A 24,662-nucleotide genomic window follows, 5' to 3' on the forward strand; every position below is an offset into this window, starting at 1 on the left:
TGAGTCATCTCAGTGATTGCTGCAGGAGGCGCAAGGCCGCCTGCGGAGTGTCGAACAACAACAGCTGCGGCAGTGCCAAGGCATGCAACTGGGCCTCATGGAGGGAGACTGTCTCGCCGCCCAGGAGTTTCACCCCGTCGATGCCCTGCAAAGTGCGCTCCAGCGCCACCAGGTCGATACGCGGGCCCAGGTGCAGCAGCAGGGCCCGTGGTTGCCACTGATTGACCGCGCGTAGCAGTTGCGCGCCACCGACCGGCTGCTCCAGCACCTCGACCGGATAGCCGCTGCTGCTCAGCAACCAGGCGCACAGCCACAACTGGGCATCGAAGGGGCGCTCGCTGTCGACGGCCAGCAGGATTGGGCTGCCTTGCAGTTGCTGGTTGTCGTGGTAGACCCGCGCCCCCAGCTTGCTGCGCAGCCAGGTGTAGAAGAACGCTTGCTCCAACCGTGCATTGAAGTGGGTTTGCCAACGCCGTGCGAGGCTGTGCAGCAGCGGCATCAGCAGCTGCTCGCAGAGGGTGATCGCCGGGTACAGCGCCATGGCCTGGTTGAGCTGGTGGTCAAGGGGGCGCTGGGCGAGCATGCCAATCGCCTCGATCAGCGCCTGTTCACGGCTCTGCCAATCGCCTACGGGGGCGATGCTTGGCGCGCGCTCGAGCAGCTCGCGGACCTGCCCCACCGAAGCGCCGCGTTCCAGCCAACTGAGGATGGTCTGCACGCGCTCGACTTGCTCCTCAGGATACAACCGGTGCCCCTTGGCGGTGCGCTGCGGCTTGAGCAGCCCGTAACGTCGCTCCCAGGCGCGCAGGGTGACCGGGTTGACGCCAGTGCGGCGCGCCAGCTCGCCAATGGCCAGCAGGGTTTCAGACGGCATTGCGCAATCCCAGGCTTTCAGGATGTGGCTGTAGATAAGTTTGCTGATTCAAGTACGGATCCGGATGGTTGCGCAGGTGGTGTTTGAGCAAGGTGAGCGGCACTACAAGCGGCACGATGCCTTGCTGGTACTGGCCGATCAGTTGCTGGAGTTCGGCGCGGTCGTCACTGCCTAGTGCGCCGCGCAGGTAACCACTCAGGTGCTGCAGCACATTGCCGTGGGTGCCACGGCTGGCGCAGCGGCGCAAGGCCTGCATCAACTGGCTGAAGTAATCGGCACCGACGGTCTGCGGGTCGTCATCACGGCGCAGATTGCCCAGCAACCGCCCAAGCTGACGATAGGCCAGCGGGTTATTGGCCATCAGCAGGTATTTGTAGCGTGAATGGAAACGGATCAAGGCCCCGCGAGTGAGTCCTTCGGCGAGTTGTTGCTGCCAGTCGGCATAGGCATAGACGCGGCTGATGAAGTTTTCCCGAAGCACCGGATCATGCAGGCGGCCTTCTTCCTCCACAGGTAGATTGGGGCGGCGCGCGCAGAACTCATCGGCGTAGGCGCCACGTCCGCCTTTGGTCGAAGGATGGCCGTTGTCCTGGTACACCTTGACCCGCTCCAGGCCGCAGGAGGGCGACTTCTGCATGAAGATGTAGCCGCAGATATCATCGAGCTCAGTGGCCATCTGTTCGCCGTAAGCGCGCAGCGGGCCGGACAGGTCCATACCGGGGTTGCGGGTAGCGACCACTTCAGGTCGCTGCGGATCGCCCACCAGGCGGATAGGATCGCGCGGCACGCCCAGGCCGATGGCCACTTCCGGGCACAGCGGCACCCAATCGAAATGCGCCTCGAAAGCTTTGAGGCACAGCTCGGAAGCCTTGTGGCCTGCGTTGTAGCGCACGCTATGGCCGAGCAGGCAGGCACTGATACCGATGCGGGGTTTGGACGAGGCGTTCATTCGCTGTCTCCGGAAAACTTGTACACAGGCGTATCTTATGTACAAGTCTATTCCAGCACAGCCATAAACTTATGCAAACAATTATTTCTGTATAGGTTGCCCGGTTACTTAGTCCAGGTGCTCCAGCAGTCGTCTGGCCGCCTCTTGCCCGCTCAGCCAAGCGCCCTCGACCCGGCCCGACAGGCACCAATCGCCACAGGCATACAAGCCCAGGTCGGCATCGGCCAACGCGCCCCATTCATGGTTGCCCGCGGGTCGTGCGTAAAGCCAGCGGTGGGCCAGGGCGAACGAGGGCGCGGGGACTACGCAACCAACCAGTTCGGCGAACTCACCCCACAATTGCTCGATCACGGCCTCCTTGCTCAGGTCGATATGCTGCTTGCTCCAGTCTGAAGTGGCATGCAGTACCCAGGTATCCAACTGCTCGTCGCGGCCTGGCTTGCTACGGTTGCGGGCCAGCCAGTCGAGCGGATTGTCCTGTACGAAGCAGCCTTGCATCGGCGTATCGAGTGGCGTTTCGAAGGCCAGGGCAATCGCCCAGGTCGGCTCCATTTGCACGCCAGCGGCAACCGCGGCCAGTTTTGGCGTGGCGGCCAGCAAAGGTGTAGCCTGAGGCGCGGGCACGGCGATCACCACGCGGCTGAACGGGCCATGGCTGCAGCCTTCGGTGTCCTGCAGATGCCAGTACTGCTTGCCGCGAAATACCTCGGCGATGCGGCAGCCGAAGTTGACCGTGACATCCTTGAGCAGGCCGCGGGTGATCGCGCTCATGCGTGGCACGCCAACCCAGCGGGTCTGTTCGTCGGGGGAGGGGGTTAGCTCGCCGTCGCGGTAGTTATACAGCTGCGGCTTCCACTGCTCGGCCCAGCCGGCAGCCACCCACTGCTGTACCTGCTCGACGAAGCGTCGGTCGCGGGCGGTGAAGTATTGGGCGCCCAGGTCCAGCGCGCCAGCTTCGCTGCGCTTGCTGGCCATGCGCCCACCGCTGCCATGGCCTTTGTCGAACAGGTGGACGGTCTGCCCGGCCTTTTGCAAGGCCTGGGCTGCGGAAAGGCCGGCGATTCCGGCACCGATGATGGCAATAGGTACTGTCATGATGGCCTCTTCGAACCTTGCTATAAGCAGATTACGCGGTCAGGCAAACCTGTACAATGCACAATGTTTGTATAAGGTTATTCCGCTCGATAGGCTAGGTTGGCCTATGTTTATCCGAGAGCGTTCGGTCAAAAAAGTGCCTTGATCTTAAAAATAGACCACGGCCGCCCTCTGCGAGGACACAGCCATGCATATATTGCTGACCGGCGGTACTGGCTTGATCGGCCAGCACCTTTGCCAGTTCTGGATAAACCAGGGCCATCGCCTGACTGTCTGGAGCCGCCGCCCGGAACAGGTGCCTAGATTGTGTGGTTCGGGCGTGCGCGGGATCGCCCGTCTAGATGACCTGGCCGCAGATGATGTGGTCGATGTGGTGGTCAATCTGGCCGGCGCGCCGATTGCCGATCGGCCATGGACCGCTGCCCGGCGCCACCTGCTGTGGGCCAGCCGGATTACCCTCACCGAGCAGTTGCTGGGCTGGCTGGAGCAGCGTCAGCAGCGCCCACAGGTGTTGATTTCTGGCTCCGCTGTCGGCTGGTATGGCGATGGTGGCGAGCGTGAGCTGACCGAGGCGTCGCCGCCGGTCAAGGAAGATTTCGCCAGCCAGCTGTGCATCGCCTGGGAGGAAACCGCGCAGCGTGCGCAGGCCCTGGGCATTCGCGTGGTGCTGGTGCGCACGGGGTTGGTGCTGGCCAGTGATGGCGGCTTTTTGTCGCGCCTGCGCGTGCCGTTCAAACTCGGCCTGGGCGGGCCTCTGGGCGATGGTCGGCAATGGATGCCGTGGGTTCATATAGACGACCAGGTCGCCCTGATTGATTTTCTCTTGCGGCACAACGACGCCAGCGGTCCTTATAATGCCTGCGCGCCAGAGCCAGTACGCAACCGCGAGTTCGCCAAGCGCCTGGGCAAGGCCCTGCACCGCCCGGCTCGCTTGCCGGTGCCGGCGCTGCTGCTCAAGGCCGGGCTGGGCGAGCTGTCGACCTTGCTGCTTGGCGGTCAGCGTACGCGCCCGGTGCGCTTGCTGGCGGCGGGTTTCACGTTCCGCTTCAACGATCTGCAATCGGCGCTGGACAACCTGTCCAGCCGCCTCTGACATAGGACGCTGCATGACCGATCACGCTCTGCTGCTGGTCAACCTGGGTTCGCCGGCTTCAACCTCGGTGGCCGACGTACGCCGCTACCTCAATCAGTTCCTGATGGACCCCTATGTGATTGACCTGCCGTGGCCAGTGCGGCGCTTGCTGGTGTCGCTGATCCTGGTCAAGCGCCCGGAACAGTCGGCCCATGCCTACGCCTCGATCTGGTGGGATGAGGGTTCTCCGTTGGTGGTGCTGACCCGCCGCCTGCAAGCGGCGATGGTCGACCATTGGTCGCATGGTCCGGTGGAAATGGCCATGCGCTATGGCCAGCCGGCACTGCCCGATGTGCTCGCTCGATTGGCCGCGCAAGGCGTGCGCAAGGTGACCTTGGCGCCCCTGTATCCACAGTTCGCCGACAGCACGGTGACCACGGTTGTCGAACTCGCCAAGCAGACCATTGCCGAGCGCCAGTTGCCGCTTGAAATGCGCGTGCTGCAGCCATTCTATGACCAGCCAAGCTACATCGATGCCTTGGTCGCCAGTGCCAAGCCGCACCTTGAGCAGCCCTACGATCACCTGCTGCTGAGCTTCCACGGCTTGCCCGAGCGCCACCTGAAGAAGCTTGACCCAACCGGCAGGCATGATTTCCAGGCGGCTGATTGCTGCAAGGATGCCAGCGCCGAGATGCGCGCCGTGTGTTACCGCGGCCAGTGCCTGGCCACGGCCAAGGCTTTTGCGCAAAAGATGGGCATTGCCGATGGCAAGTGGTCGGTGTCGTTCCAGTCACGGTTGGGCCGAGCCAAGTGGATCGAGCCGTATACCGAGACGCGGCTGGATGAATTGGCCAAGGCGGGCGTGAAGAAGCTGCTGGTGATGTGCCCGGCGTTTGTCGCGGACTGCATCGAGACGCTGGAGGAGATCGGTGATCGCGGGCGTGAGCAGTTTATTGAGGCAGGTGGCGAGGAGTTGGTCCTGGTGCCGTGCCTGAATGATCACCCGGAGTGGGTGAAGGTGTTGGCGGGGATGTGTGAAAAGGCCTGAACGCTGATTCGGATATAAAGCTCAACGTGGGAGCGTGCTTGCCCCGCGATAGCATGACTCCAGGCAGCTTGATTGCCCGCAAGTACGCTATCGTGGGACAAGCCCGCTCCCACGTTGTGCGAAGTCAGTGATCAATCAGGGCAACTGATCATCCATCTTTTTGTTCTTCCAACCATCATTGCCCGGCAGCAACAGGTTCAGGGCAATGGCCACCACGGCGCACAGGGCGATGCCCTTCAGGCCCCAATCGTCAGGGCCGTCGCCGCTGCCGATCAGCACGCCGCCGATACCGAATACCAGGGTCACCGAAACGATCACCAGGTTACGAGCCTCGCCCAGGTCGATCTTGTGGCGGATCATGGTGTTCATGCCCACCGCAGCAATCGAACCGAACAGCAGGCACAGAATGCCGCCCATCACGGGCACCGGAATGCTCTGCAGCAGTGCTCCGAACTTACCGATGAAGGCCAGGGTGATGGCGAAAATCGCCGCCCAGGTCATGATCTTCGGATTGTAGTTCTTGGTCAGCATCACCGCGCCGGTCACTTCGGCGTAGGTGGTGTTGGGTGGGCCGCCGAACAGGCCGGCAGCGGTCGTGGCCAGGCCATCGCCGAGCAGGGTGCGGTGCAGGCCGGGCTTTTTCAGGTAGTCGCGACCGGTCACGCTACCCACGGCAATCACCCCGCCGATGTGTTCGATCGCTGGCGCCAGGGCAACCGGCACGATGAACAGAATGGCCTGCCAGTTGAAAGCCGGAGCGGTGAAGTTAGGCAGCTCAAGCCACGGCGCGGCAGCGATCTTGGCAGTGTCGACCACGCCAAAGGCGAACGACAGAGCAAAGCCCACCAGTACGCCCGAGATGATCGGCACCAGGCGGAAGATACCCTTGCCGAACACTGCCACGATCAAAGTGGTGAGCAGCGCCGGCATCGAAATCAGCATCGCTGTCTTGTACGGCATCAACGCCACGCCGTCACCGCCCTTGCCCATGGCCATGTTGGCGGCAATCGGTGCCATAGCCAGGCCAATGGAAATGATCACTGGGCCGATCACTACTGGCGGCAGCATGCGGTCGATGAAACCAGTGCCCTTGATCTTCACCATCAAGCCCATGAAGGTGTAGACGAAGCCAGCCGCCATCACCCCGCCCATGGTCTCGGCCAGGCCGAACTGACCTTTGGCGAGAATGATCGGAGTGATGAAGGCGAAGCTGGAGGCGAGGAACACCGGTACCTGACGGCCAGTTACCAGCTGGAACAGCAAGGTGCCGATACCGGCGGTGAACAGCGCCACGTTAGGATCGAGGCCGGTGATCAGCGGCATCAGCACCAGCGCGCCGAATGCCACGAAGAGCATCTGCGCGCCCGAGACGACCTGGCGCCAGAGCGGGTCGTTGAAGCCGTCCTGCATGGTCAGGCGTCCTTCTGCTTGGTGCCGAAGATCTTGTCTCCAGCGTCGCCCAGGCCAGGGATGATGTAGCCATGTTCGTTCAGGCACTGGTCGATCGACGCGGTGTAGATGCTCACATCCGGGTGAGCCTGTTCGACCGTGGCGATCCCTTCGGGTGCGGCCACCAGGACCATCGCGCGGATTTCCTTGCAACCGGCTTTTTTCAGCAGGTCGATGGTGGCGACCATCGAGGCGCCGGTCGCCAGCATTGGGTCGATGATCAGCGCCAGGCGCTGGTTGATATCGGGGGCGAGTTTTTCCAGGTAGGTGTGTGCTTCGAGGGTTTCCTCGTTGCGCGCAACGCCCACGGCGCTGACCTTGGCACCTGGGATCAGGCTGAGCACGCCGTCGAGCATGCCGATGCCGGCGCGCAGGATTGGCACTACAGTGATCTTCTTGCCGGCGATTTTCTCGACCTGGACTTTACCGCTCCAGCCGTCGATTTCGTAGGATTCCAGTGGCAGGTCTTGAGTGGCTTCGTAGGTCAGGAGCGCGCCGACTTCCTGGGCGAGTTCGCGAAAATTCTTGGTGCTGATGTCGGCACGGCGCATCAGGCCGAGCTTGTGGCGGATCAGCGGATGGCGGATCTCACGAGTAGGCATAGGGGAGGGCTCCGGGAGGCGGGCAAAAAAACCGCGCTAGATTAATCTATTCAGCCTGAGCTGTCGTCTGGTCATTCAGCACGTTAGTCCATAAACGCTTGATCTGGGACGAGCGGATGCGTACCTTTGCCCGCTTTTCCAATTCCGACCCCCTTGGAGAGCGCCATGTCCGCCGATCTCGAGCACATCCGTCAAGTCATGCGCGAGGCAGACTGCCTGTACAACGAAGCCGAAGTAGAGGCCGCTATCGCCAAGGTCGGCGAGCAGATCTGCCAAGAGCTGCACGACAAGAACCCGGTAGTGTTCTGTGTGATGAACGGCGGCCTGATCTTTGCGGGCAAACTGCTGACTCACTTGCAGTTCCCGCTGGAAGCCTCGTACCTGCACGCCACCCGCTATCGCAACAAGACCAGCGGCGGCGAGCTGTTCTGGAAGGCCAAGCCAGAAGTGTCGTTCATCGACCGTGACGTGCTGATCGTCGATGACATCCTCGACGAAGGTCACACCCTCAGCGCCATCATCGATTTCTGCAAGCACGCAGGTGCGCGCTCGGTGTACACCGCCGTGCTGATCGACAAGGACCACGACCGCAAGGCCAGCCCTGACCTGAAGGCCAACTACGTCGGCCTGCCGTGCGTCGATCGCTACATCTTCGGTTACGGCATGGACTACAAAGGCTACTGGCGCAACGCCAATGGCATCTTTGCCGTAAAAGGCCTGTAAGGCTCTGTTGGCCCTATCGCGCTGCCGCTGTCAAAGCCGGCTTGCCCCGCGATAGGGCCAGTACAGGCAAACCGCTCATGCTAGAGTGCCCCTTCATGCCAAGGAGCCTCACATGCGTGCGTTTATCCCTCTCCTGCTGGCGGTGAGCTTGCCGTTGTCCGCGGCGCCATTGCACAGCCAGTTCCTTCCGCCCGATGACCAGTCCCTGCGCCAGGAAGCGCCGACCGGCCAGCAATTGCTGCAAGTCACCGACTACTCGGTGGTGGTGGGTACCCAGCGTCAGTCCGACCAGCAGCCAATCCCGATTACCGCTTCATTGCAGATGCGCCTCAAGGGCAAGCCCCTGAGCAAGGGCGCGACCATCAGCCAAGTGCTGCTCAGCTTCGATGGCGAGGGTGGCAAGAGCCTGAAGAAGCCGGTGTACGACGACAAGACCCGCACCCTGACCTTGAACTATCCGCTCGCTGACTACCGGGTGATCATGGATTTGCTGCGCAACGAGACGCTGTATGTGCAGTTTCTGACCTACGCCAATGGCCATATCTGGGCCGATCTGCACACCGGTACCGTACGTACGCGTTGAGGCTTGCGCGCTGCGAGGGGTAAACTGCCGGCCTTCGAAATTCCGTGATGGTCCAGTTGGAGTCGGCAATGCGTAAAGACAAGAAGCAGGTGATTGGTGACGAGATCAGCGACGACTACATCAAGTCGTTTCTTCAGTTCGAGCCGGCCGATGGCGTGACCTCGCCGTCTGTGCACAAGCTGGTCAAGGCTTACCGTGGTCTGCGCATTGACGACTTCGAGCGTTTTGTCGGCTTCTTCGTCGAGGCCGGTTTGGACCTGGACGGTAAAGACGAGCATGGCCAGACCTTCGTCGAGCAGATTGCCGATCAGCGCAATGCGCCTGAGTACATCGAGATCATCAACAACGCCCGTGGTTGATTCTGATCGCGCGGCGGCCTGCTGAGCCGGGGGCTGCAAAGCAGCCCCCCATGAAAAATCGCAGGCACAAAAAAACGCCCCAAGGGGCGTTTTTTCGTTTCAGCCAGCTCAGGCGTAATGCTGAGCCGGGCTGCTTTCCACCATTTCCAGCGCTTCGTCGTTGTAGGCGCTGATCTTGCGGTACAGCGCGGCGTCGGTAGCCAGGACCTTCTCGCGAGCCGGGAAGATTTCCTTGAGCTTGGCCGCCCAGGCACCCTTGGCCTGCTCGGGGAAGCAGCGCTCAATCAGCTCAAGCATGATCGAGACGGTCACCGAAGCACCTGGGGAGGCGCCCAGCAGTGCCGCCAGGCTGCCGTCCTGGGCCGAGACCAGCTCGGTACCAAACTGCAGTACGCCGCCTTTCTTCGGATCTTTCTTGATGATCTGCACGCGCTGGCCCGCCACTTCCAGGCGCCAGTCCTCGGCCTTGGCCTCGGGGTAGAAGCGGCGCAGCGACTCGAGGCGTTGCTCCATCGACTGCATCACTTCGCTGACCAGGTACTTGGTCAGGTCCATGTTGTCGCGCGCTACCGCCAGCATCGGGCCGATGTTGCCCATCCGTACCGACAGCGGCAGGTCGAAGAACGAACCGTGCTTGAGGAACTTGGTAGTGAAACCGGCGTAAGGTCCGAACAGCAGCGATTTCTTGCCATCGACCACGCGAGTGTCCAAGTGCGGCACGGACATCGGCGGGGCGCCGACCGCAGCCTGGCTGTAGACCTTGGCCTGGTGCTGCTTGACGATTTCCGGGTTGTCGCAACGCAGCCACTGGCCGCTGACCGGGAAGCCGCCGAAGCCTTTGCTCTCCGGGATGCCCGAGGCTTGCAGCAGCGGCAGTGCCGCGCCGCCGGCGCCGAGGAAGACAAAGCGGGCGTCGACTTCACGGGTGCTGCCGCTGTTGACGTCCTTGATGCTGACCGTCCAGCCGCTGCCGTTACGGCGCAGGCCGATGACCTTCTTGCTGTACTTGACCTGGGTGTCCGGGCTGTTGCCCAGCAGCTTGAGCAGCTTGTTGGTCAGGGCGCCGAAGTTGACGTCGGTGCCTTTCAATACGCGGGTGGCGGCGATGTGCTGGTCAGCCGGACGGCCGGGCATCATCAACGGCATCCAGTCGTTCATTACCGCCTTGTCTTCGGTGTATTCCATCTCAGCGAAGGCGTGGTGCTGCTTGAGCAGCTCGAAACGCTTCTTGAGGAAGGACACGCCCTTGTCACCTTCGACGTAGCTCAGGTGTGGCACGGGGTTGATGAACGCACGCGGCGAGCCGAAGCTGCCTTTCTTGCTCAAATAAGCCCAGAACTGGCGCGAAACCTCGAACTGGGTATTGATGTGCACGGCCTTCTTGATGTCGATGCTGCCATCGGCGGCCTGCGGCGTATAGTTCAGCTCACACAGGCCGGCGTGACCGGTCCCGGCGTTGTTCCAAGGGTTGGAGCTTTCCGCAGCCCCGGAGTCCATCGCTTCGACGACCTCCAGTTTGAGGGCCGGGTCGAGCTCTTTGAGCAGTACGGCCAGGGTGGCACTCATGATGCCCGCGCCTACCAGTACTACATCAACCGATTCGTTCTGCGCCATTTAACGCGTCTCCACAATCTACAGCACCTAATTGACAGCATAGGATCCCTGGGGTTGCCAGGTTCGCCATGTCCGACTCTTCGCAGTTCTTGCAACTTCCGCGGACACCGCCAATCAGTCTCAGGGTTCATCTATTGAACGCTGTTGCCGCGGGTGCGGCAATTCGACTTATGGTCAAGGCATCCGACGTGCGTTATGGACCGGCCTCAGTTACTCATCGAGGATGAGCGAAGTTGCCGGCCATTAGGGGCCGTTCGGGACACATCTGCCGCTTTTGCACATGCCAGACTGTTCATTTTGCTCGCCACACTCTTGTGAAGTTGTGAAAACCCGTTTTTCCACGCTCTTTTGGAGACGTGAACCTCAAAAAGGGACTGCGCGATGGCAACCCACAGGTTCATGCAAAGCAGAAGGCCAGAAAAAGCAGGCACGACAGCCGATGCAAGACCTGAAGTGGAAGGCTCTCTGTGGGCGAGGCGGTGAAGGTGCCGGGGTCAATCGGCAGGTGCGGGGCCCGATCAGGAGACGTCCTTATAATCGGGGGGAGATTATAACGATGTCGCGGGCAGAAAGGTCGTTAATCGCGGTTTTTATTGCAGCGTTTGTCAGGCTGGCAGGCTGCGTTGCTGCCAGTGACGGCTTGCGCGGGCGCAAACTCGGGCGCTGCAAGGCAGTGGTTGGCCCAGCCAAGCCAGTTTGGCTTCGCTGACCTGGACCCAGCCACTGCCCGCTGGAGGCTGGCCGCAGTGCTTGAATGCCAGGCATTTTCCGTCGCAGTCCAGGCGAGCATAGGTAAGGTGGCGCGGGCGGTGGAAGAGTAAGGTCCAGAGCGAGGCCATGGCGGTTGAGTCCTATTCGAGGGGGCTGGCGCTAGGATAAGGGCTCAGCCATGAAAGCATTGTGACAAGCGGATTTAGCCGATGGCTGGCCCTTGTGGGGCTGGGTATACTGTGGGCCTTTGCCGCATTTTCTGGAGAAACGCGCATGTTGCAACGTCTGCTGTTCGGTTTGATCGCGGTGGCCAGCCTGAGCCTGGTCGGTTGTGCCCACAGCCCGCAACAACTCAGCCCGCAGCCCAAACTCACGGCCCAGCTCAATCCGGTCGGGCGTGGCCAGCCGGTGGTGGTCAAGGTGGTTGATGGGCGTGCTTCGCAGTCGCTCGGCACCCGCGGTGGCATGTACCCCGAGACCAGCACCATCAGCGTCAACGGCAACGATGTCGTGCCCAAGCTGCAGGCCCAGGCTGAAGCGGCTGTGCGTCTGCTGGGCTTCACCCCGACCCCGAATGCCTCCAATGCGCCGCAGTTGACCGTGACCCTGGCCGAGCTCAAGTACCAGTCGCCCAAGGACAAGATGTACGTGACCGAGGCGACCATCGGCGCCACCTTCCGTGCAGACGTGTCGAACGCCAACCGCCGCTACAGCGGCCGTTACGGCGCCTCCCTGGACCAGCGCTTCGGCATGGCGCCGAACCAGGAAACCAACACCAAGCTGGTCAGCGACGTGCTGAGCGATGCGCTGACGCGTCTGTTCAAGGATCCGACCATTGGTCAGGTGCTGGCCGAGTAATACGCCCGCTGTAATGCAAAAGCCCGCTGTCTTAGCGGGCTTTTTTGTGTCTGGACCGGCCTCATCGCGGGGCAGCCCCGCTCCTACAAAGGTCGTTGGTCCGTGGGAGCGGGCTTGCCCCGCGATGAGGCCTGTCCAGACATGACAATGCCCACTATTCGGCCTCAGGCTGCTTCAATATGAAAATCCAACCAGCTCAACCCGGTCTGCCCATCCACCTCTGGTAGATCTTCATGCGCATGCCCACCCAAGGCGCAATACACCAGCCACTGGCGGTCCTGCACATTGATGGCAAAACCATCGATCAGCGCCTGTTGTTCATCGCTCTGGGCAACGAGGTAGAGGCGGTCCTGGTTTTCGGCATGCAGCATGACTAGCTCCGTGAGAAGAAAAGGCCGACAGGGTGGCCTGTTCTGATGACGAGCATGTGACAGATGAAATTTAGTGACAGTTGGTCGTAAAAAATCGGCGCGCGCGATGGGCTTGAGTAGAATGCCGGGCTTTCGTTGTGGCAATTCCGAGGTCGTGCAATGTCGTTGCAAGTGCTCTGGGGGCTGTTGGCTTCCCACCCAGGCAAGCTGATCAACCTGCTTGCCCTGTTGATTACCTGCCCTGGCGGGCTACTGCTGCAGAGTGCCCGGCGTCGCGCGGTGATGACCCGCGAGAGCCTGGCGGTCGATGAAGGGTTGGTCGATGCCTTCGACCGTCGCGTGCCGCGCTACTACTACATCCTCGGCTTCTCGTGCCTGGCGATGGCGCTGCTGTTGTCCTGGTTCAGCACCTGGATCTAAGCAGGGGGGCCGCCTAGCGGCCCCAGCGCATTCAGGCTACCGGGCTTTGCGCCTTGACCTGATATTGGTTGCGCACCGGCGTTGCATATTGCAGCACCAGATAGGGTTGCTGCTCGACCGGGCAGGCATCCAGGCGGCGCTGCCATTCTTGCTTGGCGCGCGCCAATTCTTCAGCAGGGAACAGCTTGTCCGCGTTCGGCACCTGCAGCGCAGGATCGGCCTCGCTCCACATGGCATACGCCAGGTAATGCACCGGGAACAAGCGGTAGCCGCCGAGGATCTGCCGGTCGATTTCCTGCGCCAGTTGCTTGGTGTCCTCGAAGAACTCGGTCACCGGCGGGGCAAAGTTGATGTGCACCCGACCTTTATAGCCGGTAATCCCCAAGGCAATGCTGTTGTCATCCTCGCCAGGCGCCTTCTTGTAGGTGCCGGTGGTCGCGCGGATATACAACTCCCGGGCCTTGGCCTGATCGCATGGGTCATATTCGTAGCTGATCGATACCGGGGTCAGGTTCAAGCCCTGGATCACCGCGCCGAATGGCTCGTCCTTGCGGCTCATGTGGAACATCTTGAGGATCGCCGAATCGGTGCGGTCGTCACCGTCCTTGGCGCGGCCTTCGGCCTGGGCGATCCAGATCGAGGCGCCATCGTTGCGGATCGAATGATTGATATAAGCCGATAGCAACTGGTAGGCCGCGAGCTTCTCGCGCCGACCGCTGAGCGAGCGATGGACGATGAAACTCTTGTTCAGGCGCATCATGTCGCTGACGAACGGCTTTTGCAGCAGGTTGTCACCGATGGCGATGCGCGGGGTCGGCAGGCCCGCGTGATACACCGCGTAGTTGACGAAGGCCGGGTCCATGACGATGTCGCGGTGGTTGGCCAGGAACAGATACGCGGTGCCCGACTTGAGCTGCTCGACGCCAGAATACGTCACGCCATCGGTGGCGCGCTCGATGGTCTGGTCGACGTAGTACTCGACTTTGTCCTGCAGGGTCGACACGCAGGTCACCCCGGCGAACTCTTTGCGCAGGCGGCGGGCGATCAGCGGCTTGAGCAGCCAGCCGAGGGCGCCCGCGGCGCGCGGGAAGCGGAAGTGGGTGAGGATATCGAGGAATGCCGGGTCGCTGAGCAGGCGTGCCAGAACGGCAGGGACCTCAGCGTCGTCGTACGGTCGGATGGCATCGAATTCGCCCATCATGCTCTCTTGTTGGAAACGGCTAGGGTAATAGGTAGGGATCGGTTCCGAAAAACGGCTCGGACACACGCAGGCCCTGTAAATAGACCGGCAATTATACGCACAAGTCACTGCGGAGGCCGCGATGCTGGAATCAGCCATCTACGACTGCCCATATTGTGGTGAAGAGGTCGAGACCACCCTCGACTTGTCGGGCGGTGATCAAACCTACATCGAGGACTGCCAGGTCTGCTGTCGTCCTATTCTCTTCATCCTGCAGGTGCATGGTGACGAATGGATGCTCGATGTGAAGCGCGAGGATGACGCCTGATGCAACGAATCTATGAGCCCGAAGGCCTGCTGGAGGCCGAATTGCTGCTTGCCATGCTCGCCAGTGAGGGCATCCATGGGCACCTGGTCGGACGAGACCTGGTTGGCGCCGCAGGTGAGCTGCCGATGCAAGGGCTGCTTGGGCTGGCAGTGCACGATGAACAGGCCGAGTACGCACGCCAGCTGATCGATGCGTACAATGCTGCCCAGCCACTTGCTGGCGACGAGCCGGAAAGTGTTCCCGGAACCCTGATTTGCTAGGTTGTTTATCGCCATGTGTGGACGTTATGCCCTGTTTCGCTGGTCCCCGGCGTTTGTCGCGTTGCCGGGATACCCTGCCGACCAGCAGGCGCAATGGAACATCTCACCTGGCGCCTCGGTGATCATCCAGCGCCAGGTCGACGGCCAGCCGCAGCTGGCCAGGGCTCGCTGGGGCCTGACCCCGCCTTGGTTGACCGACTTGTCCCGGACTCCGGCTCAAGCCCGCGCCGAGACCCTCGCCGAGCAGCCGATGTTCCGTGAGGCGTTCCGCCAGCGGCGCTGCCTGATGCCCGCCAACGGCTTTTATGAGTGGCGCGGCAGCGTGCGCAAGCGGCCTTACTGGCTGACGCCGGGCGAAGGTGCTTCGCTGTTTTTCGCGGCAGTGTGGGAGGCGTATCCTGTTCAGGAGCAGGTGTGGCTCAGTTGTGCGGTGGTCACCCAGGCAGCGGTGAACCAGCGCCGGCCGTTGATCCTCGATGAGGCAGGCCAGGCCGCGTGGCTTGATCCGGATACGCCGGTGGCGCGTTTGCATGAGCTGTTGGCGAGCCCGCCGGCAGCCTTGCGTGAGCGGGCGTTGGCCAACTTCGTCAATGATCCGAAGCTCGATGCGCCGGAGTGCCTGACCCCGGCTTGATGGACTATCAGAAAGTCCTCGCGATAAATCTTCCCTGCGGCTCTAGCGGGCTCAAGCGTCTGGCCCTAGGATACGCGGCACGTAAATAGGGAGTGTTTTATGCGTAAGTCATTTGTTGTCAGCATGTTGAGTGCCAGCGTCCTGCTCGGCGGCTGCCAGGCGGTGAATACCACCAGTGGTGGCGCCGTAGGCGTGGAGCGCAAGCAGTACATGTTCAGCATGCTCTCGACCGATGAGGTCAACCAGATGTACGCCCAGTCGTACCAGCAGACCCTCAGCGAGGCATCGAGCAAAGGCGTGTTGGACAAAAGCAGCGCCGAAGCCAAACGCGTGCAGGCCATCGCCGATCGGCTGATCGCCCAGGCGCCACAGTTCCGCCCGGATGCGGCGCAGTGGAAATGGGAAGTCAACGTGATCAAGAGCGACGAGCTCAACGCCAACTGCGGGCCTGGCGGCAAGATCATCGTCTACACCGGCCTGATCGATCAGCTCAAATTGACCGATGACGAAATCGCCGCCGTGATGGGCCACGAAATTGCCCACGCCCTGCGTGAGCATGGCCGCGAAGCCATGTCCAAGGCGTATGGCGTACAGATGGCGCGCTCCGGTGCCGGTGCCCTGCTGGGGTTGGGCCAGGACAGCATGGCGCTGGCCGACACCGTGGTGAACTACGCCATGACCTTGCCCAACAGCCGCGCCAACGAGAACGAGGCTGACTTGATTGGTTTGGAGCTGTCGGCGCGTGCCGGCTACAACCCGAACGCTGCGATCACCCTGTGGAACAAGATGAGCAAGGCCTCCGAAGGCGCCCCGCCTGAGTTCATGAGCACTCACCCGGCGTCCAGCAGCCGGATCGCTTCGCTGCAAGCGGCCATCCCCAAGGTGATGCCGTTGTATCAAGCTGCCAAGAAGTAACTTGAATCGACTGGGGCTGCTGTGCGGCCCCAGTCATTTCATGATCCAGCCCCTTAGCCTATCCAGCCACTGGTCTTCATCGCCGAATACACCGCGACGATCGCCAGCACCACGAATGCCGCAGCCGCCAGACGACGAATCAGCGTCAGTGGCAGTTTGTCGGCAGCAAAATTACCCGCCAGTACCACCGGCACGTTGGCAATCAGCATGCCCAGGGTGGTGCCGATGATGACCATGATCAGGTGCGGATACTGCGCAGCGAGCATCACCGTGGCGACCTGCGTCTTGTCGCCGATCTCTGCCAGGAAGAATGCGATCAGCGTCGTCAGGAAAGGCCCGAACCGGCGCGCAGCGCTGCTTTCGTCATCGTCCATCTTGTCCGGAACCAACGTCCACAACGCGGTGGCGGTGAAGCTGGCAGCCAGGATCCAGTGCAACACGCTCTCGCTGAAGAAACCACTGACCCACGCACCGACTGCGCCCGCAGCGGCATGGTTGGCCAGGGTGGCGGCGACGATACCGGCGATGATTGGCCAGGGCTTGCGAAAGCGAGCGGCGAGTATGAGCGCGAGCAGTTGCGTCTTGTCGCCGATTTCAGCGAGCGCAACGATTGCGGTGGGGACCAACAGGGATTCCAGCATCAGGGTTCCTACGGGGGCGGGTCGACACGGCTATGACACGTACAGCCTTCCCGCCCCGGGTAAGGTGTGCGTGTCATAGGTCTTGTCAAACCCTGGATCCGTCTGCGCGGACCGTGGGTCGTACGCGCCATGGTCTGTGGACCAAGTGTGTTGACGCGTACCGGGCAAGCGAGGGTGCTTGCGGGAGACTACTCCCCTAGGACGGAGCGGATTCTGCCTAGGCCAATGCGTTTGGGCAAGCGCTATTTTTCAACCGCGCTTGGCCTGGTAGATGCGAAAGCCGCCTGCTTCGGTCAGCGTCCGGCAGTTGCCCAAGGCCTCCTGGATGAACGGTTGGTAGCGCAGGAAGGTGTTGGCCACTAGGCGAAGTTCGCCACCGGATCGCAGATGTTCTGCTGATTTTTTCAGCAGGTTTTCCGAGGCCTGGTAGTTGGTATGTACCCCGGTATGGAACGGAGGGTTGCTCAAAATGACCTGCAGATCGCGCGGCGCGGCATCGATGCCATCACCGCTGATGACCTCGCCCTGCAGACCATTGGCGGCCAAGGTCAGCCGGCTGCTGGCAACGGCAAAAGCATCCACATCGAGCAAGGTGACCTGGCTGTCCGGGTAGCGTCGCTTGATGATCGAGCCGATCACCCCGGCGCCGCAGCCAAAGTCCAGCACATGGCCGACCGGCAAGCCGTCCAAGTGCTCGAGCAATAGCGCAGTGCCGCGATCGAGGCGACCATGGCTGAACACCCCGGGCAGGCTGACGATCTTCAGTGGGCCGTCGGCCAGCTCCAGCTCAAAGCGCTCAGCCAGGCTTTCCAGGGGTTTTGCTTGCGGGGCGTTTTCCACCGTCACTTGCCACAGCTGGCAATGCCGCGCGCTGTCGAGTTTGCGCGGTTTGCCGAAGGCCTGCAGCTGCTTGGCCGCGCCTTCGATACCCCCGCGTTTCTCGCCAACCAGATACAGCTCGCGACCGGCCAGGCGCGAGGCCAGGGCGTTGAGCAGGTAGGCGGCAAGTTCGCGTGACTTGGGCAGAAACAGCACGGCGGCGTCGAACGCTACGTCCGGCACATCGACGCCATGCTGGTTGCGCCCGGCGAAGCGTGCCTCGAGCATCGTTTGATCGCCAGCGTGCCAGGTCCAGCCATGGGCCTGCGGCAACTGGCTGAGCAGGTCGTCGGCGGGCAGGCCGGCGAGCAGCACCGAGCCTTGGAACAACTCCGCCTGACGGAGCAACACTTCACTGCGCGGGTCCATGGACGACGCCTCCTGAAAAAAGTCGCGCAGTGTAGCAGAGGCCGCCTTGGCTCAGCTGACCACGCGGCGCGGCTGACCAGCAAAGAACGCCTGGGCGTTCTCACTCAGTTGGCCGACGATACGCTGGCGCGATTCCACCGCACCCCAGGCGCTGTGCGGGGTGATGATCAGGCGGGGAATGTCGCTGGCCAGCAGTGGATTGCCATTGACTGGCGGCTCGACACTGAGCACGTCGGTGGCCGCACCGCCCAGGTGGCCGCTGCGCAGGGCAGCGGCCAGGGCCTGTTCGTCGATCAGGCCGCCGCGGGCGGTGTTGACCACCAACGCGCCAGGCTTGAGCAACGCCAGTTGTGCGCTGCTGATCATGTGCCGGGTGTGGTCATTGAGAGGGCAATGCAGGGTGAGGGCATCGACTTGCGGCAGCAGCTCATCCAGAGGCAAGCGTTCGGGGCGCTCCGGGCGACCCGGGATCTGCCCGCTCAGCACGCGCATGCCGAACGCTTCGGCCAGGCGCGCCACGGCGCCGCCCAGCTCGCCCTGGCCGAGCAGGCCGAGGGTTTTGCCTTCCAGCTCGACAATCGGGAAGTCCAGCAGACAGAACTGGCTGGCCTTGGCCCAGTGCCCGTCGCGCACCGCCTGGTTGTAGTCGCACAGGCGCGTGGCCAGGGCTAGCAGCAGGGCGATGGTGTGCTGGGCGACCGAGGGGGTGCCGTAGCCTTGGCAGTTGCACACGGTGATGCCTTGGGCGCGGGCCGCTTGCAGGTCAACGTTGTTGGTGCCGGTGGCCGCTACCAGGATCAGCTTGAGCTGCGGGTTGGCGGCCAGGGTCGCGGCATCGAGCTGGACCTTGTTGCTGATTACCGCGGTTGCGCCCTGCAAGCGCTTGGCGACCTGCTCGGCACTGGTCGACGGGTACAGCTGCAGGTGGTCGAATTGGCTAGCCAGAGGTGACAGGTCGAGGTCACCCAGGTCCAGTGACTGGTGATCAAGAAAGACGGCGCGGCGCGGGCTGGGCATGAAAGGCTCCGGTGGCTGGGGCGTGATCGGGGGCCGCTGCGCGGCCTATCGCAGCGGTTCGGCGCCCCGACAAGCCAGCTTCTACAACAATTGCGCATGACCTGTAGGGGCTGGGCAAGCCTGCGATGGGCTGCGCAACAGCCCCAGGCGTGCCCCAGTGTCAAGGTCGTGCAGGTATCGCGTCAACGCCACTCATACCTGCCACATGCAAATCATTCCTTCGGCTGATTTGGCTGTCACATCGCCGATCTAGAGTAACGACAGCGTAAATACCCAGACCCGCCCGTATTCGACAAAAGGGATACCCATGTTGCAGACCCGCATCATCAAGCCCGCCGAAGGTGCCTACCAGTACCCACTGTTGATCAAACGCCTGCTGATGTCTGGCAGCCGCTATGAGAAAACCCGCGAAATCGTCTATCGCGACCAGCTGCGGCTGACTTATCCCCAGTTGGTCGAGCGCATCGCGCGGCTGGCCAATGTGCTGACCCAGGCTGGGGTCAAGGCGGGCGACACCGTGGCGGTGATGGACTGGGACAGCCACCGTTACCTGGAATGCATGTTCGCCATCCCGATGATCGGGGCGGTGGTGCACACCATCAACGTGCGCCTGTCGCCTGAGCAGATTCTCTACACCATGAACCACGCTGAAGATCGCCTGGTGCTGGTCAATAGCGACTTCGTGGGTCTCTACCAAGGCATTGCCGGGCAATTGACCACCGTCGACAAGACCTTGCTGTTGACTGACGGCCCGGACAAGAGCGCCGAGCTGCCGAACCTGGTCGGTGAATATGAGCAACTGCTGGCCGCTGCCAGCCCGCAGTACGACTTCCCCGACTTCGATGAGAACTCGGTGGCCACCACCTTCTACACCACCGGTACTACCGGTAACCCCAAGGGCGTCTACTTCACCCACCGCCAGTTGGTATTGCACACGCTGGCCGAGGCGTCGGTGACCGGCAGTATCGACAGCGTGCGCTTGCTGGGCAGCAATGACGTCTACATGCCCATCACGCCGATGTTCCATGTGCATGCCTGGGGCATTCCCTATGCGGCGACCATGCTGGGCATGAAGCAGGTCTACCCTGGGCGCTACGAGCCGGACATGCTGGTCAAGCTGTGGCGCGAGGAGAAGGTCACCTTCTCCCACTGTGTGCCGACCATTTTGCAGATGCTGATCAACTGCCCCTCCTCGCAAGGCCAGGACTTCGGCGGCTGGAAGATCATCATCGGCGGCAGCGCCTTGAATCGTGCGCTGTACGAGGCTGCGCTGGCCCGCGGCATCCAGCTGACTGCCGCCTACGGCATGTCGGAAACCTGCCCGCTGATCTCCGCCGCGCACCTCAATGACGAGCTGCAGGCCGGCAGCGAGGATGAGCGGGTGACCTATCGGATCAAGGCCGGAGTGCCGGTGCCACTGGTGGAGGCGGCAATCGTCGATGGTGCGGGTAATTTCCTCCCCGCCGATGGCGAGACCCAAGGCGAGCTGGTGTTGCGCGCACCTTGGTTGTCGATGGGGTATTTCAAGGAGCCGGAAAAAAGCGCCGAGCTGTGGGCCGGCGGCTGGCTGCACACCGGCGATGTCGCCACCCTCGACGGCATGGGTTACATCGACATTCGCGACCGGATCAAGGATGTGATCAAGACGGGCGGCGAGTGGATTTCCTCGCTCGACCTTGAAGACTTGATCAGCCGTCACCCCGCTGTGCGTGAAGTGGCAGTGGTCGGGGTGGCCGACCCGCAGTGGGGTGAGCGGCCGTTCGCCTTGCTGGTGATCCGTGAAGGGCAGAGCATCGACGCCCGCACGCTCAAGGATCACCTCAAGCCTTTTGTCGAGCAGGGTCACATCAACAAGTGGGCGATTCCCAGCCAGATCGCCGTTGTTACTGAAATTCCCAAGACCAGCGTCGGCAAGCTCGACAAAAAGCGCATCCGTGTGGATATCGTCGAGTGGCAGGCGAGCAACAGCGCCTTCCTGTCGACCCTCTGATTGGCCATGCGGGTTACCCCTCAATGGGCGTGACCCGCATTGCAGAGAGCGCGGCGGCTTGTCAAATGAAGAAATTGCGCCATGCTTGAGCACTGTCAGCTCGCACACCGGACAGTCATGGAGCGAGCGGCAGGCACGGAACGCAAATCACACTTTAGAGGGATCAAGCGCCTGTGCCTGCTGGCTATAGTCGGGGCCAGGGGATTTTCAGGAATGGGGGAGGGCGATGCGTGCAACTCGCATCGTCGCAGGCAACAGCCTGCACACCGGTCGCTCGGACCGTTCTTGAAAGGACTCACTGCCATAACAAAAAAGTACATGGAGTAGCGTCGATGAAATCTGCAAACCAGTTCTGGCGCCGGGCAAAACTGCCCCTGGCCGTCAGCCTCGCTTCAACGCTCGCAAGTCCCGCGTTTGCCGTTAGTTTCAACATCGGGGAAATCGAAGGTCAGTTCGATTCGTCGCTCTCTGTCGGCGCCAGTTGGTCGACGGCCAGTCCCAACAAGAACCTCATTGGTTCCAACAACGGCGGCAAAGGCTTGTCGCAGACCTCCGACGACGGCCACCTGAACTTCAAGAAAGGCGAGACCTTCTCCAAGATCTTCAAGGGTATCCATGACCTTGAGCTGAAGTACGGCGACACCGGTGTATTCGTGCGTGGCAAGTACTGGTATGACTTCGAACTCAAGGACGAACACCGCCAGTTCAAAGACATCAGCGACTCCAACCGCAAGGAAGGCGCCCAGTCCTCTGGCGCTGAACTGCTCGACGCCTTCATCTACCACAACTACAACATTGCCGACCTGCCGGGCACCGTGCGTTTGGGCAAGCAGGTGGTCAGCTGGGGTGAAAGCACCTTCATCGGTGGTGGCATCAACAGCATCAACCCGATCGATGTCTCGGCATTTCGCCGTCCAGGTGCCGAAATCAAGGAAGGCCTGATTCCGGTCAACATGTTCTATCTGTCGCAGAGCGTCACCGACAACCTGTCGGTGGAAGGCTTCTACCAGATCGAATGGGACCAGACGGTCGTCGACAACTGCGGCACCTTCTTCTCGCAACCCGACGTGATCGCCGACGGCTGTGACAACAACCTGGCCGTACTGGCTACGCAGAACTCGCTGGCTGGCCGCCTCGGCCCGCTGGCCGGCCCCATCGGCGCTACCCTGGCCGCCCAGGGCGTGAGCTATGGCTCGCCTGACGAAGGTGTGATCGTACGTCGTGGCCCTGACCGCGATGCACGTGACAGCGGCCAGTTCGGCGTGGCCATGCGCTACATGTTCGAGCCGCTCAATACCGAGTTTGGTGGCTACTTCATGAACTACCACAGCCGTGCGCCGATCTTCAGTGGCCGCGGTGCCGATGCGCAGTTCTATGACCCGAACAGGCTGGCCGGAGCACTGATCGGTGCTGGTGTACCGCCTGGGCTGCTGCCGGGCCTGCTGCCGGGCCTGATGCCGCTGGTGGTCGCGGGTAACTCCAGCTACTACGTGGAGTATCCAGAGGACATCCGTCTGTACGGCCTGAGCTTCTCCACCACGTTGCCAACCGGCACCGCGTGGAGTGGTGAGATCAGCTACCGGCCGAACGCGCCCGTGCAGTTGAACACCACCGATATCCTGTTCTCGGGCCTGACCCCACTCAACCCGGATGTGTCCGTGCTCCCAGGCACCCCAGGTCAGGATCAGCCAGGCTATCGCCGTAAGGAAATCACCCAGCTGCAGACCACCTTCACCCACTTCTTCGACCAGGTCATGGGTGCAGAACGCTTGACCATGGTGGGTGAGGTCGGCTGGACTCACGTCGGCGGTCTGGAAAGCACCTCCAAGGCGCGTTATGGCCGAGACCCGGTCTACGGCCCAGGCCCGCTGCCAAATGGCCAGTGCCAGGCGCTGAACAGCAGCACCCTGGGTACTGCCGATGCCAACAACGTTTCGCGTTACTGCGAAAACGACGGCTACACCACCAGCGATTCGTGGGGCTATCGCATCCGCGCGATCTGGGACTACAACAACGTCTTCGCCGGGGTCAACCTGCGCCCAAGCGTGGCCTGGTCGCATGACGTCGACGGTTACTCGCCAGGCCCTGGCGGCAACTTCGAGGAAGGCCGCAAGGCGGTCAGTCTGGGCTTGGAAGCCGAGTACCAGAACACCTACACGGCGAACCTGTCGTACACCAACTTCTTCGACGGCAAGTACACCACTGTGGATGACCGCGACTTCATCGCGCTCAGCTTCGGTGTGAACTTCTAAGAACATTGATCCAGGACGACACGACAATGAACAAGACCAGAAGTCTGCTGAAAGCCGGTGTGCTGGGCATGTCCCTGCTGGCGACCAGCGTCATGGCTGCGGTTTCCGCTGACGAGGCGGCCAAGCTGGGCACCACCCTGACGCCGATGGGCGCAGAAAAGGCCGGCAATGCCGACGGCTCTATCACCGCTTGGCAACCGCTGTCGAAAACTGCCGGTAGCGTAGATAGCAAAGGTTTCCTGTCCGATCCATATGGCAGTGAGCAACCCAAGTTCACCATCACCGCGCAGAACGTCGATCAATACAAGGACAAGCTCTCGCCTGGCCAGGTGGCGATGTTCAAGCGCTATCCCGAGACCTACAAGATTCCGGTCTACCCGACCCATCGTGGTTCTACCGTGCCTGCGGCGGTGTTCGCCGCCATCAAGCAGAACGCCACCAAGACTACCCTGGTCGAAGGCGGCAACGGCCTGAACGATTTCCAGACTGCGGTACCCTTCCCGATTCCCAAGAGCGGTGTCGAGGTCATCTGGAACCACATCACCCGTTATCGTGGCGGTAGCGTGACACGCCTGGTGACCCAGGCAACCCCGCAGCAGAACGGTTCCTACAGCTTGGTGTACTTCCAGGATCAGTTTGTCTTCCGTGATCGGATGAAGGATTTCGACCCAGCCAACCCAGGCAACATCCTGTTCTACTTCAAGCAGAAGGTAACCGCGCCGGCGCGCCTGGCCGGTACTGTGCTGCTGGTCCACGAGACGCTTGACCAGGTCAAGGAGCCACGCAAGGCGTGGATCTACAACGCCGGTCAACGCCGGGTACGCCAGGCGCCGCAGGTCTCCTACGACGGTCCAGGTACCGCTGCCGATGGTCTGCGCACCTCCGATAACCTCGACATGTACAACGGCGCGCCAGACCGCTACGACTGGAAGCTGGAAGGCAAGAAGGAGCTGTACATTGCCTCCAACAGCTACAAGCTCGATTCACCGACGCTCAAGTACGCCGACATCCTCAAGGCCGGTCACATCAACCAGGACCTGACCCGTTACGAGCTGCGTCGTGTGTGGCATGTGGTGGCAACCCTCAAGCCGGGCCAGCGCCACATCTACGCCAAGCGTGATTTCTACATCGACGAAGACACCTGGCAAGCTGCGGTGATCGACCAGTACGACGGCCGTAATCAGCTGTGGCGCGTCTCCGAGGCGCACTCGCAGGACTACTACAACGTCGAAGTGCCGTGGTACACGCTGGAAGCGATCTATGACTTGCAGTCGGGTCGCTACCTGGCGCTGGGCATGAAGAACGAAGAGAAGAGGGCTTACGACTTCGGCTTCACTGCCAGCAAGAGCGACTTCCAGCCCGCAGCGCTACGCCAGGACGGTGTGCGCTAAGCTGAAAGCGAGCAACTCCGTGTGACTCCCAGAACGCCCCGGCTTGCCGGGGCGTTTTGATTTCCTGCGGTGTCTGGG

At 61.8% G+C, this 24,662-nt stretch carries 26 protein-coding genes and 1 riboswitch; of the genes, 14 read left to right on the plus strand and 12 right to left on the minus strand.

Features of this window, described 5'->3' with window-relative positions:
• Positions 1–4: 4 nt before the first annotated feature.
• The 3 genes from ACF8K2_RS23925 to ACF8K2_RS23935 form a co-directional block, all read right to left on the minus strand.
• On the minus strand, positions 5–874 hold the full coding sequence (locus ACF8K2_RS23925) for a MerR family transcriptional regulator (protein WP_392468054.1): 870 nt from the start codon (positions 872–874) through the stop codon (positions 5–7).
• Positions 864–1,823, minus strand: a complete 960-nt coding sequence (locus ACF8K2_RS23930; RefSeq protein ID WP_392468057.1) for a DUF523 and DUF1722 domain-containing protein — start codon at positions 1,821–1,823, stop codon at positions 864–866. Before ACF8K2_RS23930 ends, ACF8K2_RS23925 begins: the two co-directional genes overlap by 11 nt.
• 108 nt (positions 1,824–1,931) lie before the next feature.
• A complete protein-coding gene (locus tag ACF8K2_RS23935) occupies positions 1,932–2,918 on the minus strand; it encodes an NAD(P)/FAD-dependent oxidoreductase (protein ID WP_186554185.1) in 987 nt (328 codons plus the stop codon).
• Positions 2,919–3,105: 187 nt separating this feature from the next.
• Between ACF8K2_RS23935 and ACF8K2_RS23940 the strand changes: the two genes are divergently transcribed.
• Both ACF8K2_RS23940 and hemH read left to right on the plus strand, forming a co-directional pair.
• Positions 3,106–4,011: a TIGR01777 family oxidoreductase gene (locus ACF8K2_RS23940; RefSeq protein WP_392468061.1), complete on the plus strand. Its 906-nt coding sequence runs from the start codon at positions 3,106–3,108 to the stop codon at positions 4,009–4,011.
• Between the two features lie 13 nt (positions 4,012–4,024).
• On the plus strand, positions 4,025–5,038 hold the full coding sequence (gene hemH / locus ACF8K2_RS23945) for a ferrochelatase (RefSeq protein ID WP_392468064.1): 1,014 nt from the start codon (positions 4,025–4,027) through the stop codon (positions 5,036–5,038).
• 135 nt (positions 5,039–5,173) lie between these two features.
• Here hemH and ACF8K2_RS23950 read toward each other — a convergent pair whose 3' ends face one another.
• Together ACF8K2_RS23950 and upp are read right to left on the minus strand one after the other, a co-directional pair.
• Complete coding sequence (locus ACF8K2_RS23950; RefSeq protein ID WP_186554182.1) at positions 5,174–6,448, minus strand: uracil-xanthine permease family protein; 1,275 nt, start codon at positions 6,446–6,448, stop codon at positions 5,174–5,176.
• A 2-nt stretch (positions 6,449–6,450) separates the two neighbouring features.
• Complete coding sequence (gene upp / locus ACF8K2_RS23955; RefSeq protein ID WP_186554181.1) at positions 6,451–7,089, minus strand: uracil phosphoribosyltransferase; 639 nt, start codon at positions 7,087–7,089, stop codon at positions 6,451–6,453.
• 165 nt (positions 7,090–7,254) lie between these two features.
• Between upp and ACF8K2_RS23960 the strand changes: the two genes are divergently transcribed.
• The 3 genes from ACF8K2_RS23960 to ACF8K2_RS23970 all read left to right on the plus strand — a co-directional run bounded on the left by ACF8K2_RS23960 (position 7,255) and on the right by ACF8K2_RS23970 (position 8,754).
• The gene (locus tag ACF8K2_RS23960; protein ID WP_186554180.1) at positions 7,255–7,812 is read left to right on the plus strand and encodes a hypoxanthine-guanine phosphoribosyltransferase; all 558 of its coding nucleotides are present in this window, start codon (positions 7,255–7,257) and stop codon (positions 7,810–7,812) included.
• Positions 7,813–7,924: 112 nt separating this feature from the next.
• Positions 7,925–8,395 (plus strand): hypothetical protein, encoded by a 471-nt coding sequence (locus tag ACF8K2_RS23965; protein WP_264234740.1) that lies wholly within the window; start codon positions 7,925–7,927, stop codon positions 8,393–8,395.
• A gap of 68 nt (positions 8,396–8,463) precedes the next feature.
• Positions 8,464–8,754, plus strand: a complete 291-nt coding sequence (locus ACF8K2_RS23970; protein ID WP_186554178.1) for a PA4642 family protein — start codon at positions 8,464–8,466, stop codon at positions 8,752–8,754.
• Between the two features lie 108 nt (positions 8,755–8,862).
• On the opposite strand, the gene mqo is transcribed toward ACF8K2_RS23970, so the two are convergent.
• Entirely contained in the window at positions 8,863–10,368 is a 1,506-nt protein-coding gene (gene mqo, locus ACF8K2_RS23975) for a malate dehydrogenase (quinone) (protein WP_186554177.1), read from the minus strand.
• Positions 10,369–10,973: 605 nt separating this feature from the next.
• Entirely contained in the window at positions 10,974–11,207 is a 234-nt protein-coding gene (locus tag ACF8K2_RS23980; RefSeq protein ID WP_392468073.1) for a hypothetical protein, read from the minus strand.
• A gap of 145 nt (positions 11,208–11,352) precedes the next feature.
• Between ACF8K2_RS23980 and ACF8K2_RS23985 the strand changes: the two genes are divergently transcribed.
• Positions 11,353–11,937: a YajG family lipoprotein gene (locus tag ACF8K2_RS23985; protein WP_186554175.1), complete on the plus strand. Its 585-nt coding sequence runs from the start codon at positions 11,353–11,355 to the stop codon at positions 11,935–11,937.
• Positions 11,938–12,101: 164 nt separating this feature from the next.
• On the opposite strand, the gene ACF8K2_RS23990 is transcribed toward ACF8K2_RS23985, so the two are convergent.
• Positions 12,102–12,308 carry a hypothetical protein gene (locus ACF8K2_RS23990; protein ID WP_186554174.1) on the minus strand — a complete coding sequence of 69 codons (207 nt, stop codon included), beginning with the start codon at positions 12,306–12,308 and terminating at the stop codon, positions 12,102–12,104.
• A gap of 159 nt (positions 12,309–12,467) precedes the next feature.
• On the opposite strand from ACF8K2_RS23990, the gene ACF8K2_RS23995 reads away from it, so the two are divergent.
• Positions 12,468–12,728 (plus strand): hypothetical protein, encoded by a 261-nt coding sequence (locus ACF8K2_RS23995; RefSeq protein WP_264234743.1) that lies wholly within the window; start codon positions 12,468–12,470, stop codon positions 12,726–12,728.
• A gap of 31 nt (positions 12,729–12,759) precedes the next feature.
• Here the strand turns inward: ACF8K2_RS23995 and ACF8K2_RS24000 are convergent, their stop codons facing one another.
• The gene (locus ACF8K2_RS24000; protein WP_392468078.1) at positions 12,760–13,929 is read right to left on the minus strand and encodes a 1-acyl-sn-glycerol-3-phosphate acyltransferase; all 1,170 of its coding nucleotides are present in this window, start codon (positions 13,927–13,929) and stop codon (positions 12,760–12,762) included.
• Between the two features lie 121 nt (positions 13,930–14,050).
• Here ACF8K2_RS24000 and ACF8K2_RS24005 point away from each other — a divergent pair, with 121 nt between their 5' ends.
• The 4 genes from ACF8K2_RS24005 (at position 14,051) to ACF8K2_RS24020 (ending at position 16,045) form a co-directional block, all read left to right on the plus strand.
• Positions 14,051–14,236, plus strand: a complete 186-nt coding sequence (locus tag ACF8K2_RS24005) for a CPXCG motif-containing cysteine-rich protein (protein ID WP_264234745.1) — start codon at positions 14,051–14,053, stop codon at positions 14,234–14,236.
• On the plus strand, positions 14,236–14,496 hold the full coding sequence (locus ACF8K2_RS24010) for a putative signal transducing protein (RefSeq protein WP_186554170.1): 261 nt from the start codon (positions 14,236–14,238) through the stop codon (positions 14,494–14,496). Before ACF8K2_RS24005 ends, ACF8K2_RS24010 begins: the two co-directional genes overlap by 1 nt.
• 13 nt (positions 14,497–14,509) lie before the next feature.
• A complete protein-coding gene (locus ACF8K2_RS24015) occupies positions 14,510–15,130 on the plus strand; it encodes an SOS response-associated peptidase (protein ID WP_392468082.1) in 621 nt (206 codons plus the stop codon).
• A 99-nt stretch (positions 15,131–15,229) separates the two neighbouring features.
• Positions 15,230–16,045, plus strand: coding sequence for a M48 family metallopeptidase (locus tag ACF8K2_RS24020; RefSeq protein ID WP_186554168.1), 816 nt, complete (start codon positions 15,230–15,232; stop codon positions 16,043–16,045).
• 53 nt (positions 16,046–16,098) lie between these two features.
• On the opposite strand, the gene ACF8K2_RS24025 is transcribed toward ACF8K2_RS24020, so the two are convergent.
• The 3 genes from ACF8K2_RS24025 to ACF8K2_RS24035 all read right to left on the minus strand — a co-directional run bounded on the left by ACF8K2_RS24025 (position 16,099) and on the right by ACF8K2_RS24035 (position 18,951).
• A complete protein-coding gene (locus ACF8K2_RS24025) occupies positions 16,099–16,683 on the minus strand; it encodes a TMEM165/GDT1 family protein (RefSeq protein WP_186554301.1) in 585 nt (194 codons plus the stop codon).
• 91 nt (positions 16,684–16,774) lie between these two features.
• A riboswitch (yybP-ykoY riboswitch) is annotated at positions 16,775–16,895 on the minus strand.
• A 40-nt stretch (positions 16,896–16,935) separates the two neighbouring features.
• Positions 16,936–17,934 carry a methyltransferase gene (locus ACF8K2_RS24030; protein WP_392468087.1) on the minus strand — a complete coding sequence of 333 codons (999 nt, stop codon included), beginning with the start codon at positions 17,932–17,934 and terminating at the stop codon, positions 16,936–16,938.
• A 51-nt stretch (positions 17,935–17,985) separates the two neighbouring features.
• Positions 17,986–18,951 carry a 2-hydroxyacid dehydrogenase gene (locus ACF8K2_RS24035; RefSeq protein ID WP_392468090.1) on the minus strand — a complete coding sequence of 322 codons (966 nt, stop codon included), beginning with the start codon at positions 18,949–18,951 and terminating at the stop codon, positions 17,986–17,988.
• A 307-nt stretch (positions 18,952–19,258) separates the two neighbouring features.
• On the opposite strand from ACF8K2_RS24035, the gene ACF8K2_RS24040 reads away from it, so the two are divergent.
• The 3 genes from ACF8K2_RS24040 to ACF8K2_RS24050 all read left to right on the plus strand — a co-directional run bounded on the left by ACF8K2_RS24040 (position 19,259) and on the right by ACF8K2_RS24050 (position 24,584).
• Positions 19,259–20,941 carry a fatty acid--CoA ligase gene (locus ACF8K2_RS24040; protein ID WP_392468093.1) on the plus strand — a complete coding sequence of 561 codons (1,683 nt, stop codon included), beginning with the start codon at positions 19,259–19,261 and terminating at the stop codon, positions 20,939–20,941.
• Positions 20,942–21,273: 332 nt separating this feature from the next.
• Entirely contained in the window at positions 21,274–23,193 is a 1,920-nt protein-coding gene (locus tag ACF8K2_RS24045; RefSeq protein WP_312154382.1) for a DUF1302 domain-containing protein, read from the plus strand.
• A gap of 26 nt (positions 23,194–23,219) precedes the next feature.
• Positions 23,220–24,584 carry a DUF1329 domain-containing protein gene (locus ACF8K2_RS24050; protein ID WP_392468097.1) on the plus strand — a complete coding sequence of 455 codons (1,365 nt, stop codon included), beginning with the start codon at positions 23,220–23,222 and terminating at the stop codon, positions 24,582–24,584.
• Positions 24,585–24,662: the final 78 nt, after the last annotated feature.

This window comes from Pseudomonas sp. xss_2, assembly GCF_043104195.1.
Lineage (GTDB): Bacteria > Pseudomonadota > Gammaproteobacteria > Pseudomonadales > Pseudomonadaceae > Aquipseudomonas > Aquipseudomonas urmiensis.